The sequence below is a fragment of the Enterobacter sp. PL_is511 genome (assembly GCF_055816065.1).
This window is the reverse complement of sequence record NZ_JBVPGP010000024.1, coordinates 642,623-656,340: the sequence shown is the minus strand read 5'-3', so window position 1 is coordinate 656,340 and position 13,718 is coordinate 642,623. Positions and strand designations below refer to the sequence as shown.

Genomic DNA, 13,718 nt, shown 5'->3' with positions numbered 1-13,718 from the left:
ACAAAGTCAATCCACTGATTTAGCCGCCTCGCACAATATGTTCCCTGTCGATTTAAAAAACTTATCCTGCTAATGCCACGCCTGCTATAGATATTAATTATGTCTCTGTTTTCATTTATTAATGGGCAAAATTAAAACAACACGACAGTCGAAAAATTTCATGATCGAAAAAAGAAAAAGCCGGGCACTCAGGCCCGGCTTGATATAACCCAATACACCGTTAACTGGCGACAGCCATACCTACGGTCATATGCAACCCGTAGAACACGCCGCGACCAATCAGTTCACCCGCCAGTACCAGCACAAAAGCCAGTGACAACAACGGCAGCGCAGGCTGATAGCCTTTGAGCTGAGGAGCAATCCAGAATACCAGCGCAGCGACCAGCAGAACGATACGCCAGGCCATCAGCGCACCGTAGTCCGGCACCAGGGCAGAGGCCTGCTGGATAGAGCTGTGAATGGTTGCCAGTTCAGAACCCTGCATCAGGGCGACCATCGCACTCACTACCAGCGCCAGAAGCGAAACAGCGGGCAGCAAACGCATAGCCCATCCGTCGACACCCGCCACGCGCAGCAGCAGGTAGCCCAACAGCGGCCCGCCGATAAACATCGTCAGGAAGAAGCTCGTTGGCGTCCAGACGCTGTACCAGGTGGGGACGGTATCGATAGTGTTATAAACACGCACCATCATCCACACGAACACCACGCCCAGCACCATGGTCACGATCAGCCACAGGCTGCGCAGACCCGCAGGTAATTTCTTCAGCACGGCCAGCAGCCAGCCTAGCCCACCGACGGCAAAGAAAATTGCCCCGCTGGCAATCTCGTTACTCAGTGACGAGGCCCCCACGCGGTTCAGAGAATTGAACGCGCGCATTGGTGAACCCAGGTGCAGCGTTGAGGCGATAAAGCCAAGCCCCATCAGTACCCACAGGCCAAACATGCTCAACACCAGACGCTGCTGCTGCTCAGCATTGAGACGACCTTTCAACAGCGCCAGCGCCAGTACAATGAAGCCACCCGCCACGCACTGACCAAAGACCGTGAAGATCATCAGCGGCCATTCATGCCATCCACTTCCCATCTCACACCTCCTTCGGATTTGCCAGGTAGCCGGTGGTGTCACCTGTAGGACGGCTGTTGGCGTTAGGTTTAATCACAATACTCGGCTTCGTGAAGTGCGCAGACGGCAGCGGTGCTACTGCGGCGAGCTGACCGTGTTTCTGACGCAGCTCTTCAATCGGGCCGAAGTCCAGCGCGCGCAGCGGACAGGACTCGACGCAAATCGGCTTTTTGCCATCCGCTACGCGGGTGTGGCAACCATCGCATTTGGTCATATGGCCTTTAGCGGCATTGTACTGTGGCGCGCCATACGGACAGGCCATATGGCAGTAGCGGCAGCCGATACAGACATCTTCATCCACCACTACAAAACCGTCTTCGCGCTTGTGCATCGCTCCGCTCGGGCAGACCTTGGTACAGGCCGGATCTTCACAGTGGTTACAGGCAATCGACAGGTAGTACGCAAAGACGTTCTGATGCCAGACGCCGTTATCTTCCTGCCAGTCACCTCCGGCGTATTCGTAGATGCGGCGGAAACTGACGTCCGGGGTCAGGTCTTTGTAATCTTTACAGGCCAGCTCGCAGGTTTTGCACCCGGTGCAACGGCTGGAATCAATAAAAAATCCATACTGGGTTGTCATCGGCTACTCCTTAAACCTTTTCAACCTGGACAAGGTTTGTGTGGGATGGGTTGCCCTTCGCCAGCGGCGACGGACGCTGCGTGGTCAGCACGTTAATACTGCCCGCCTGGTCGATGCGGTTGGCATCAGGGCTGTACCAGGCCCCTTCCCCCAGCGCCACCACGCCTGGCATCATGCGCGGCGTCACTTTGGCCTCAATGTGCACCTCGCCGCGACCGTTGAAGATGCGTACGCGATCGCCATTGCTGATGCCGCGTGCTTTGGCATCCATCGGATTGATCCACATCTCCTGACGGCAGGCGGCTTTCAGCACGTCGACGTTGCCGTAGGTAGAGTGCACGCGCGCTTTGTAGTGGAAGCCGGTCAGCTGCAGCGGGAATTTCGCCGTCAGCGGATCGTTGTAGTTTTCGAAACCTGGCGTGTAGATCGGCAGCGGATCAATAACGTCCCCTTCCGGCAGCTCCCAGGTCGACGCGATTTTTGCCAACTCTTCGGAGTAGATTTCGATTTTGCCCGATGGCGTGGTCAGCGGGTTCGCCTGCGGATCTTCACGGAACGCTTTGTACGCCACGTGATGCCCTTCCGGATCGCGTTGTTTGTACATACCCTGCTTGCGGAAAGTGTCGAAGTCCGGCAGGTCAGGGATCGCTTTACGGGAGAGTTCATGCAGATGGCGCATCCACCCTTCCTGAGTACGTCCCTCGGTAAACTGCTGCTCAACGCCAAGACGTTTCGCCAGCTCAGAGGTCATCTCATAGATGGTTTTGCACTCGAAGCGCGGTTTAATCGCCTGGTCAGTAAAGATCACGTAGGACATGTTGCCGCAGGAGGCGTCCAGCGCGAAATCCATCTGCTCAGAGGCGGTGCAGTCCGGCAGTAGGATATCGGCATATTTCGCCGAGGAGGTCATGTGGCAGTCGATCACTACAATCATTTCGCACTTCTTGTCATCCTGCAGGATTTCATGGGTGCGGTTGATTTCTGAATGCTGGTTGATGAGACAGTTACCGGCATAGTTCCAGATCATCTTGATCGGCACGTCCAGCTTGTCTTTGCCGCGTACGCCGTCGCGCAGGGCGGTCATTTCCGGACCCCGTTCGATCGCATCGGTCCACATAAACATGGAGATGCTGGTCTGAACCGGGTTATCCAGCGTCGGCATACGTTCGAACGGCACTTCATATGAGCCTTCACGCGCGCCGGTGTTACCGCCGTGAATGCCGACGTTGCCGGTCAGAATGGAGAGCATGGAGATGGCACGTGTCGCGATTTCACCGTTCGCATGACGCTGCGGCCCCCAGCCCTGGCTGATGTAGGCCGGTTTGGCTGAGCCAATCTCACGCGCAAGCTGAACGATACGCTCTGCCGGGATGCCGGTGATGGTGGACGCCCACTCCGGCGTTTTCGCCACGCCGTCGCTGCCCTGACCGAGGATATACGCCTTATAGTGACCGTTTGCCGGCGCGCTGGCGGGCAGGGTTTTCTCGTCATAGCCGACGCAGTATTTATCCAGGAAAGACTGATCGACAAGGTTCTCTGTGATCATCACCCACGCCAGGGCGGAGACCAGCGCCGCATCGGTACCCGGACGAATGGGGATCCACTCATCTTCGCGTCCGGCACCGGTGTCGGTATAGCGCGGATCGATGATGATCATGCGGGCATTGGATTTAGCGCGGGCCTGTTCGAGGTAGTAGGTCACCCCGCCGCCGCTCATGCGGGTTTCGCCCGGATTGTTACCAAACAGGACGACCAGCTTACTGTTTTCGATATCAGACGGGCTGTTGCCGTCCGCCCAGCCGCCATAGGTGTAGTTCAGGCCAGCAGCGATCTGCGCCGAAGAGTAGTCACCATAGTGATTGAGATAACCGCCGCAGCAGTTCATCAGGCGCGCCACCAGCGTTTTACCTGGTGGCCAGGAGCGGGTCAGCGTGCCGCCGAGCGTCCCGGTGCCGTAGTTCAGGTAGATGGATTCGTTGCCGTACTCTTTGATAAGGCGCTGCATATTGGTGGCGATGATGTCGTAGGCTTCATCCCAGCTAATTCGCTCGAACTTCCCTTCCCCGCGCTTACCGACGCGCTTCATCGGGTATTTCAGGCGGTCCGGATTATAGACACGACGACGCATGGAGCGACCACGCAGGCAGGCACGGACCTGATGTAACCCTTCGTAGTTATCGTCCCCGGTATTGTCGGTTTCGACATATTTAATTTCACCATCCACCACATGCATACGCAGCGGACAACGGCTACCGCAATTGACGGTACAGGCACTCCACACCACTTTTTCCGGGGCAGTGGCCGGGGACAGAGCCTCTGCCGCCGACGCCAGTCGTGTAAAGGGGAGCGTGAAGGCACTGCTGGCTACGGCCAGGCCGCCTATGGCCGTGGTTTTCATCAACCCACGGCGAGTGACCTCGGCAGCCATTAATGCTTCAGGCGCGTTGATTTTCATAGAGACTCACTTTGGTTGCTCACAAAGAAAAGAGAGGCGGCGCATACCGCTATGTAGTTTTATATATAACGAATATCTTCGTTATCAGCTTTTTGTGCTGACTTTCATTCGGAGGAGTATTACTACTTTAGAGGGAGAGGTTATTGCTTCGTATCAAATCAAAGGCATAAAAAAAGCGCCCTGAGGCGCTTTTTTGTTTTAAGACAAATATTAGCCGATGTACTGCTGGCCTTTCATGTATGGACGCAGCACTTCAGGGATCTCAATACGACCGTCTGCCTGCTGGTAGTTTTCCAGCACGGCAACCAGCGTACGGCCTACAGCCAGGCCAGAACCGTTCAGGGTATGCACCAGACGGGTTTTCTTGTCAGATTTGCTGCGGCAGCGAGCCTGCATGCGGCGCGCCTGGAAATCCCAGACGTTAGAGCAGGAGGAGATTTCACGGTAGGTGTTCTGCGCAGGCACCCACACTTCCAGATCGAAGGTCTTGCAGGCGCCAAAGCCCATATCACCGGTACACAGCGCCATACGACGGTACGGCAGACCCAGCAGCTCCAGCACTTTCTCTGCGTGGCCGGTCATCTCTTCCAGCGCGTCCATGGATTCTTCAGGACGGACGATCTGCACCATCTCAACCTTGTCGAACTGGTGCATACGGATCAGACCGCGCGTGTCGCGACCGTAAGAACCGGCTTCAGAACGGAAGCACGGAGAGTGCGCCGTCAGTTTGATTGGCAGGTCGTCTTCGTCGATGATCTCATCACGCACGAGGTTAGTCAGCGGCACTTCAGCGGTTGGGATCAGCGCGTAGTTGCTGCTGTCTGCTTCTTCGTCCAGCGGACGGGTATGGAACAGATCGCCGGCAAATTTCGGCAGCTGGCCCGTACCGTACAGCGTATCGTGGTTAACCAGATACGGTACGTAGGTTTCGCTGTAGCCATGCTGCTCGGTGTGCAGATCCAGCATGAACTGCGCCAGCGCACGGTGCAGATGGGCAATCTGGCCTTTCATCACCACGAAGCGAGAGCCGGTCAGCTTAACCGCTGCCGCAAAATCCAGGCCCGCGTGCATTTCGCCCAGCGTCACGTGATCGCGCACCTCGAAGTCAAACTCACGAGGCGTGCCCCAGCGTTTCACTTCAACGTTGTCGTTTTCATCTTTGCCGACAGGCACGCTGTCGTCAGGAATATTCGGGATAGCCAGGGCAATATCACGAATCTCGGCCTGAAGAACGTCCAGCTCAGCTTTCGCCTGATCCAGTTCTTCACCCAGTTTGTTCACTTCCAGGCGTAATGGCTCAATATCTTCCCCGCGCGCTTTCGCCTGGCCGATGGATTTCGATCGAGAGTTACGCTCTGCCTGCAGATTTTCAGTTTGTACCTGCAGAACTTTACGACGCTCTTCAAGAGCGCGCAGCTTATCTACATCCAGCTTAAAGCCCCGGCGTGCCAGTTTTTCAGCGACTGCGTCTGGCTCATTACGCAGCAGATTGGGATCGAGCATGCTTATCCTGTGCTTATCGAATTAAAATAGGAAAATGTGACCACAGCCTGCGGCCACAAGGATACATTGCCAACATTACCGCAACGATTGAACTAACGGTAGCGTTTTATAGGGCTATTTTGATCCTGTCCGGCGAGCCAGGTGAGCTTTTCACCAATCTTGCCCTCAAGACCTCTGTTTGTGGGGTGATAATAGCGCGTTTGTGCCATCTCCTGCGGGAAATATTCCTCCCCGGCAGCGTAGGCATTGGGTTCGTCGTGAGCGTAGCGATACTCCTGCCCGTAACCCATCTCTTTCATCAGCCTGGTCGGCGCGTTACGCAGGTGAACCGGCACATCGTAGTCCGGCCGTTCGCGCGCGTCGGACATCGCCGCTTTGAAGGCGGTATAAACCGCATTGCTTTTCGGCGCGCAGGCCAGATAGACAATCGCCTGCGCTATGGCACGTTCGCCTTCCGCGGGTCCAACGCGGGTGAAGCAGTCCCAGGCCGAAAGCGCGACCTGCATAGCGCGAGGATCGGCATTGCCGACATCTTCTGACGCAATCGCCAGGCAGCGACGCGCGACGTATAACGGATCGCCGCCCGCAGTGATAATGCGCGCGTACCAGTAAAGCGCCGCATCCGGCGCGCTGCCGCGCACGGACTTATGCAGCGCCGAGATCAGGTCGTAAAAACGGTCGCCTTTGTTATCGAAACGCGCGCTGCGCTCCCCGGCAATTTCGGTGAGCAGCTCCTGCTTCAGCACCCGCTTTCCGGCATCGTCGACTTCGGCCATATCGGCCATCATTTCCAGCGTATTCAGCGCCCGACGCGCATCGCCGTTGACCAGCTCGGCAATCGCACGACGCGTGTCGTCAGGCAGAACGATATCCTGCCCGCCGTAGCCCCGCGCTTTGTCGTCCATCGCCTGAGTAAGAACCTTTTCGATATCCTCTGTCGTCAGCGATTTGAGCAGGTAAACGCGCGCGCGGGAAAGCAGCGCCGAGTTCAGCTCAAACGACGGGTTTTCGGTGGTCGCGCCGATGAAGAAGATCGTGCCGTCTTCAATATGCGGCAGGAAGGCATCCTGCTGGCTCTTGTTGAAGCGGTGGACTTCATCCACGAAGAGGATGGTGCGCCGCCCGGCATTGCGGTTCTGCCGCGCACGCTCGATCGCTTCGCGGATCTCTTTCACGCCGGAGGTGACCGCCGAGATACGTTCGACGTCCGCGTTGGCATAGCGGGCGATCACTTCTGCAAGCGTGGTCTTGCCGGTACCAGGGGGGCCCCAGAGGATCATGGAGTGAAGATGCCCGGCCTCAATAGCGCGCGGCAATGGCTTACCGGCAGCCAGCAGGTGCTGCTGGCCGATGTACTGCGCTAAATTTTCTGGCCGCATGCGAGCGGCCAGAGGTTGAAACGCGTTATCTGAAAAATCGAGCGACAGATTGCCCACTCACGCCTCTTACTTATTGCGTTGGTCGTCCACCGTTACGCCCTGCGGCGGGGTAAAGGTGAATTTCGATGCATCAACGGCGCCGTTCTGCTGAGATTTAAGCTGGTAGCTGCTGCGCTGATCGTCCTGCTCAACCGCGCCGAACTGATTAATGGTACCGTTGGTGCTTACGTTAATGGTGAACTGCTTCAGGTTGCCGTTGCTACCTTTCGGCGTCAGGACAAACTCGTCACCCGTTTGTTTAATATTGTACTGCTGCCAGTCGCTGGCCTGGTTACGGGCAATCAGCATAAACGGCGTATTACTGGTGGCATCCTTCAGCCAGGTCGCCGTAGCCTGCTCAACGAACGGGTTGAAGAACCATAAGGTTTTGCCGTCAGACACCAGGATGCTCTCATCCGGCTGGGTCATGTGCCAGTTGAACAGATTCGGGCGTTTTACCCACAAATCTCCCTGGCCTTCCTGCACCGCGTTGCCGCTGCCGTCAGTCACTTTTTGCGTGAAGCTGGCGTGGAAGCTGCTTACTTTATCCAGTCGGCTTTTAAGGTCGCTGGCTGCATCAGCCCAGACGCTGCTGGCGACAAAACTGGTGAGTAATGCACAGGCGATGGCGATTTTTTTCATTGTTATTCCTTAAAATACGTCTTCCCGATATGGGGTTTCCGTCTTCTATTCTGGACCTGCCCGAAGGCAGGCGACAGAAGAAAATGCTTAATTTTGGCTGATTTACCCTTCTTTGCAATCGCTGAAGGTTAATCAAACGGCGGCGGTGCCAGCACCTCGCGGTTACCGTTATGCCCCTGCTCGCTCACAATGCCCTGTGCTTCCATCTGCTCGATGATACGCGCCGCGCGGTTATAGCCGATGCGGAACTGACGCTGCACCCCAGAGATGGACGCTTTGCGTTTTTCGGTAACGAAGCTAACCGCCTGATCGAATAACGGATCCAGCTCTTCGCCTCCGTCGAAGCCACCGCCACCGCCTTCGCTTTCCGTATCGCTGGTAATGCCGTCAACATATTGTGGACGACCGCGCGCTTTCCAGTCCTGCACGACGGCGTGAACTTCCTCATCGCGGACGAACGCACCGTGGACACGCACCGGAGAGGTGGAGTTCGGGCCGGAATAGAGCATGTCACCCATACCCAGCAGCGACTCTGCGCCGCCCTGGTCAAGAATGGTACGGGAGTCAATTTTACTTGATACGGTAAAGGCGATACGCGTCGGAATGTTCGCTTTGATAAGGCCGGTAATAACGTCAACGGAAGGACGCTGGGTCGCCAGCACAAGGTGAATACCGGCCGCACGCGCTTTCTGCGCCAGACGGGCAATCAACTCTTCCACTTTCTTACCGACGGTCATCATCAGGTCAGCGAATTCATCGACCAGCACGACGATATAAGGCAGTTTTTCCAGCACCGGATGCTGGGCATCCATGCTGTCACCCGGTTTCCAGTAAGGATCCGGAATCGGACGTCCCATGCGCACCGCCTGGGCGATTTTCTCGTTATAACCGGCCAGGTTACGCACGCCCAGCGCAGACATCAGCTTGTAGCGGCGTTCCATCTCATTGACGCTCCATCGCAGGGCGTTGGCGGCGTCCTTCATGTCGGTCACAACTTCGGTCAGCAGATGCGGGATGCCTTCGTAGACCGACAGTTCGAGCATTTTCGGGTCGATCATGATGAAACGCACATCTTCCGGCTGCGCTTTATACAGCATGCTGAGGATCATGGCGTTCACACCGACAGACTTACCGGAACCGGTAGTACCCGCGACCAGCAGGTGAGGCATTTTCGCGAGATCCGCCACCACCGGATCGCCCGCGATATCTTTACCCAGCACCACGGTCAGCGGAGATGGGTTATCGCGGAATTTGGTGTTATCCAGCACTTCACGCAGGTAGACGGTCTGACGTTTCTTGTTCGGCAGCTCAAGGCCAACGTAAGGTTTACCCGGAATTACTTCCACCACACGTACCGCCACGGTCGACAGAGAACGCGCCAGGTCGCGGGACAGGTTGGAAATGCGCGCGGCCTTAACGCCAGGCGCCAGATTCAGTTCAAAACGGGTGATAACAGGACCCGGCGAGTAGTTCACCACGTCCGCCTTGATGCGGAAGTCAGCCAGACGGGCTTCGACCAGACGCGCCATTTGTTCGAGCGCGAAGGTATCGACCGGTTCCACTTCTGACGGCGGCGGCGTTAACAGATCCAGAGACGGCAGCGGCGTGCTTGGACGCTGCAGCGGACGACTGTCACCGTTACGCATCAGCAGCGGGTGAATCAGGCTCTCCTGCGGCGGCTGTGGTGCCTGCTGCGGTTGAGCATACGGCTGCTGAACAGGTTGTTGAGGCTGCGAGTATGTCTGTGGTGCTGGCTGCTGGCGCAGAGGCGCTGCTTCCGGCATCACGCTCGGGGTAAATAAAGGCTCGCTCGGGCCATCATCCACCAGATCCTTCATCGGCGAGAATTCAAAATCAGACAGCGAGAACGGGTTTGCACCCGCCGGTTGCTCACCGGAATAGCGCTGCTGCTGGGTGGCGGCAAACTGGCGCGCCAGTTCTGCTTCTGCCGCGTCCTCTTCATCTTCCAGCACCGGTTCATCGTGCTGGTATTCTTCACCGTAGCGCTGATTCTGCTGCGCAGCGAACTGGCGCGCCAGCTCGTCCTGCTGCATTTCATCGGCGTCATCTTCGTAGTCAGACTCGCGCGCTTTCTCTTCAGCCATACGCTGGGAAGGCAGCTTGATACCGTAGGAGGCAAGCTCTCGGCGGGTTGGAACGCGAACGCGGTTAGGGCGAGGCAGTTGCGGACCAATCCCCTCCTTCACCTGAGGGCGTGGCGCGCCCCCTGTTGCCAGACTAAATACAGGTGCAGCTGCGGCAGCCGCCGCGGTAGCCTGCTTCACGCTTTCCGCTACCGGTGCGACTGCAGGCGTCGGGTCGATCGGTGGAACGGAAACAGAAGGCGCTTTCGTCACCGGCTCCTGCACCGGTTCAGGCACCGGCTGGTACCAGGCAGCCAGCTGCTCGCGTTCACGCGCACGTCGCTCTTCGACTTCTTCGAAATAGTACAGCGGTGGACGGGCGGGCTTCACCTCTTCCACGATTTCAGGTTCAGGCTGCGGCTCAACATAAGGCTGCACAGGTTCAACCGGTTCAGGCACATACTCCTGATAAGGTTGGGCCACCGGCTGTTCATAGTGCGGGTAATCTTGCGGTTCATACGCAGGCTGCGGCGGCTGATAAGGCTGCTGCCACTGCTCCTGCTGCACAGGGACGTAGCTTTCAGGTTCAGGTGCGATAACGGGCTCCGGCGTGTGAACACCGGGCGCAGTCTGCCAGTCAACCTGCGGCTGCTGAATAACGGATTCCGGCGGCGAAACCGGCGCGGATGGCATCACAGCGTCGACCGGCGCGGCATACGCCTGCGCAGCGGTCGTCGCGGCTGCTGCTGCCGCAACCGGCTCGGTAACCGAGTGGCCATTTAACAGCGGATCGTATTCGTCGAAGTCACCCGGCATGGCCCGGCTGCCGGAGAAGAGCACATCGTCAGGATCGACGGCGACACCCGCCGCGCGATACGCCACCTGCTCGTCTTCATCCATGCGTTTACCGGAGAAGAGCGCCGCATCGGTTTTACGGCCAAGCGGGTTGGCAAATTTCTCAGCAACACGCTGACGACGCGCCAGCGCGCCGCGCAGGATACGCGCACGACGAGACTCGCGACGCTGCACAGGCGCGTCATCTTCCTCTTCCTCTTCGTACTCGTCTTCATCAACCCACGTATCGTCACGACGGGTACGGTTGCTGGCGAAGGTCAGAATAGTGAGGATAAAACTGCCGATTTTCTCGGCAATGCTCACCCAGGACCAGCCGGTAAACAATGTCAGCCCGGCCGCCCAGATGCAGAGCAATGCGAGCGTGCCGCCGCTGCTGTGCAGCATCGGCTGTAGCGCAGAGCTCAACAAACTGCCGATCACCCCGCCAGAGGCGAAGTACCAGATATCATCCGCATTAATCGCTGCCAGCCCGCACGAGGTGAGGATCAGCGCCAGCGCGCCAATCAGGCGCAGCGACACGGCGAAATAGTCGATGTAATCATCGTTCTGACGATGACGCCACGCAAACCAGCATCCGCCAATGATAATGACGGGAAGGGTATAGGCCATCACACCGAAAATGAAAAACAGCGTGTCCGCAAGCCAGGCACCGGGGACACCGCCTAAATTATGGATAGGCTCATGCCATGCAGTTTGTGACCAGCTGGGATCCGAGGGGTTGAAACTGAGTAAGGCTGCCATCAGCCAGACGGCAAAAAGGGCAATAACAATCAGCAAAGCCTCGAGGAGACGACGTCCGCTGCTTAGCTTCGATAGTGTGACTTCTTTGTCTTCAGTGTATTCCTGGCTCAAGAAAGGCTCTCCAGGTATCAGGCATATCCTGCCTGTTTGCTAAAACGGACAACAGTGCCGGGACTCCCCGGCACTGTTGCTGTATGGATTAACAGGAGTGTAATCAAACTACGCTGATTTTGCACCTGTTCCGTGTTAGCGCGTCTTAATAACCAGACGATTGCTCTGTTTGACCTCTTCCATCACCACATAGGTACGGGTGTCGTTCACGCCTGGCAGACGCAGCAGGGTTTCACCCAGCAGCTTACGGTAGGCGGACATATCAGGCACACGGGTTTTCAACAGGTAGTCGAAATCACCGGATACCAGGTGACACTCTTGAATTTCTTCAAGTTTCTGTACAGCGGCGTTAAATTGCTCAAACACATCCGGCGCACCACGATTCAGAGTAATCTCAACAAATACCAGAAGTGAGGCATCCAGATAATGCGGGTTCAGCAGAGCAGTATAGCCCTGAATGAAACCCTGTCTTTCCAGTCGGCGCACACGCTCAAGGCACGGCGTCGGGGAAAGTCCCACACGTTTTGAAAGCTCGACGTTGGAAATACGCCCATCCTTTTGCAATTCATTAAGAATGTTACGATCGATACGGTCGAGATCTTTGCCAGGGCGCTTCTTGCTATCTACCATTATTATTGTCTCTCTGTATTCCTTCCCTACTCCTGCCTGGACCCTGTGCACATCACTGTTCAGAGCCTGTACCCGTTAGTCATCACATCGCCTGATTATGTATTAGACGCGATGCGGATTCGGGTTCTGTTGGTAAGAAGACCGTTGCCCGAAGGCAGTCACCGACATCACGTATGGCGTCTGTCCACGCCATGCGTAGATTTCACTGACCCGGTAAAAATGGCATTTACGTGCATGCCTATGCGGCATACGGTTAACACGGTTTTTTCTTCTTCCTTGAATGTTTTCGCAAAAGCGCAGGGGATTGTCAAAGCAAAACATCGTTTTTTAGTACAACATGCCGGATATTCATTGCGGCAGGGTATTAATCCTCATTTTATTGCCTTACAAACGACCGGTTTTCAGGAGAAAGCCTGATGTTATCGCGCGCTATTCATCGTCCGTGGCTATTACACAGATTGATATCAAAATTGCTGCGCTCTTTTTTTACGACAACAAATTCCCTACAATCCAGCCAAATGTCTGCCAACAACAATGGGGATCTCATGGGCACGGCCAAACACAGTAAGCTGCTAATCCTTGGTTCTGGACCTGCGGGATATACCGCGGCGGTCTACGCTGCACGCGCTAACCTGCACCCGGTACTCATCACCGGCATGGAAAAAGGCGGTCAGCTGACCACCACCACCGAAGTGGAAAACTGGCCAGGGGACCCGAACGACCTGACCGGGCCGCTGCTGATGGAGCGTATGCACGAGCATGCTGCAAAATTCGAAACCGAAATTTTGTTCGATCACATCAATAAGGTCGATCTGCAGAACCGTCCGTTCCGCCTGACGGGCGACAGCGGCGAATACACCTGTGACGCGCTGATCATCGCCACCGGCGCCTCTGCCCGTTACCTCGGTCTGCCATCCGAAGAAGCGTTCAAAGGCCGCGGCGTTTCTGCCTGCGCAACCTGCGACGGTTTCTTCTACCGCAATCAGAAAGTCGCGGTCATCGGCGGCGGCAACACCGCCGTAGAAGAAGCGCTTTACCTGGCGAACATTGCCTCTGAGGTGCACCTGATCCACCGTCGCGACACCTTCCGCGCGGAGAAGATCCTGATCAAGCGCCTGATGGATAAAGTGGCAAGCGGCAACATCGTGCTGCACACCAACCGTACCCTGGAAGAGGTGACGGGCGACCAGATGGGCGTTGCCGGTCTGCGTATCCGTGATACCCAGAACACCGATAACGTCGAAACGCTGGAAGTGGCGGGTCTGTTTGTGGCGATCGGTCACAGCCCGAACACCGCGATCTTCGACGGTCAGCTGGAGCTGGAAAATGGCTACATCAAAGTGCAGTCCGGCATTCACGGTAACGCGACCCAGACCAGCATCCCGGGCGTGTTTGCGGCCGGCGACGTGATGGACCATATTTACCGTCAGGCGATCACCTCTGCGGGCACCGGCTGTATGGCCGCGCTGGACGCTGAACGCTACCTCGATGGGCTGGCTGAACAAGGTAAATAATCTTTACAAGTCAGTAACAAACGTAAATAAAGGCGGCGATAAGTCGCCTTTATTGTCTCCCC

9 protein-coding genes are annotated in these 13,718 nt (G+C 56.6%); 1 reads left to right on the top strand and 8 read right to left on the bottom strand.

All coding sequences use genetic code 11. From position 1 onward, the window contains the following. Positions 1-220: 220 nt before the first annotated feature. From AC0TN7_RS18520 to lrp, 8 genes are all read right to left on the bottom strand, one after another. Positions 221-1,084 (bottom strand): dimethyl sulfoxide reductase anchor subunit family protein, encoded by an 864-nt coding sequence (locus tag AC0TN7_RS18520; RefSeq protein ID WP_463726902.1) that lies wholly within the window; start codon positions 1,082-1,084, stop codon positions 221-223. Between the two features lies 1 nt (position 1,085). After that, positions 1,086-1,703: a DMSO/selenate family reductase complex B subunit gene (locus tag AC0TN7_RS18515; RefSeq protein ID WP_021240882.1), complete on the bottom strand. Its 618-nt coding sequence runs from the start codon at positions 1,701-1,703 to the stop codon at positions 1,086-1,088. Positions 1,704-1,713: 10 nt separating this feature from the next. Next, entirely contained in the window at positions 1,714-4,158 is a 2,445-nt protein-coding gene (gene dmsA, locus AC0TN7_RS18510; RefSeq protein WP_463726903.1) for a dimethylsulfoxide reductase subunit A, read from the bottom strand. A gap of 210 nt (positions 4,159-4,368) precedes the next feature. Further along, positions 4,369-5,661, bottom strand: coding sequence for a serine--tRNA ligase (gene serS, locus AC0TN7_RS18505; protein ID WP_008499983.1), 1,293 nt, complete (start codon positions 5,659-5,661; stop codon positions 4,369-4,371). 92 nt (positions 5,662-5,753) lie between these two features. Beyond that, positions 5,754-7,097 (bottom strand): replication-associated recombination protein RarA, encoded by a 1,344-nt coding sequence (gene rarA / locus AC0TN7_RS18500; RefSeq protein WP_024907805.1) that lies wholly within the window; start codon positions 7,095-7,097, stop codon positions 5,754-5,756. Between the two features lie 9 nt (positions 7,098-7,106). Next, positions 7,107-7,721, bottom strand: a complete 615-nt coding sequence (gene lolA, locus AC0TN7_RS18495) for an outer membrane lipoprotein periplasmic chaperone LolA (protein WP_032639238.1) — start codon at positions 7,719-7,721, stop codon at positions 7,107-7,109. Between the two features lie 128 nt (positions 7,722-7,849). Next, positions 7,850-11,512, bottom strand: coding sequence for a DNA translocase FtsK 4TM domain-containing protein (locus AC0TN7_RS18490; protein ID WP_024907807.1), 3,663 nt, complete (start codon positions 11,510-11,512; stop codon positions 7,850-7,852). A 135-nt stretch (positions 11,513-11,647) separates the two neighbouring features. Further along, positions 11,648-12,142 (bottom strand): leucine-responsive transcriptional regulator Lrp, encoded by a 495-nt coding sequence (gene lrp / locus AC0TN7_RS18485; RefSeq protein ID WP_000228469.1) that lies wholly within the window; start codon positions 12,140-12,142, stop codon positions 11,648-11,650. Positions 12,143-12,687: 545 nt separating this feature from the next. On the opposite strand from lrp, the gene trxB reads away from it, so the two are divergent. Beyond that, positions 12,688-13,656, top strand: coding sequence for a thioredoxin-disulfide reductase (trxB, locus tag AC0TN7_RS18480; protein WP_024907808.1), 969 nt, complete (start codon positions 12,688-12,690; stop codon positions 13,654-13,656). Positions 13,657-13,718 lie beyond the last annotated feature (62 nt).

Excerpts from the sequence above, each read along its gene's own strand:
- AC0TN7_RS18520 (WP_463726902.1), bottom strand. The coding sequence starts at position 1,084 with ATGGGAAGTGGATGGCATGAATGGCCGCTGATGATCTTCACGGTCTTT.
- AC0TN7_RS18515 (WP_021240882.1), bottom strand. The coding sequence starts at position 1,703 with ATGACAACCCAGTATGGATTTTTTATTGATTCCAGCCGTTGCACCGGG.
- dmsA (WP_463726903.1), bottom strand. The coding sequence starts at position 4,158 with ATGAAAATCAACGCGCCTGAAGCATTAATGGCTGCCGAGGTCACTCGC.
- serS (WP_008499983.1), bottom strand. The coding sequence starts at position 5,661 with ATGCTCGATCCCAATCTGCTGCGTAATGAGCCAGACGCAGTCGCTGAA.
- lolA (WP_032639238.1), bottom strand. The coding sequence starts at position 7,721 with ATGAAAAAAATCGCCATCGCCTGTGCATTACTCACCAGTTTTGTCGCC.
- lrp (WP_000228469.1), bottom strand. The coding sequence starts at position 12,142 with ATGGTAGATAGCAAGAAGCGCCCTGGCAAAGATCTCGACCGTATCGAT.
- trxB (WP_024907808.1), top strand. The coding sequence starts at position 12,688 with ATGGGCACGGCCAAACACAGTAAGCTGCTAATCCTTGGTTCTGGACCT.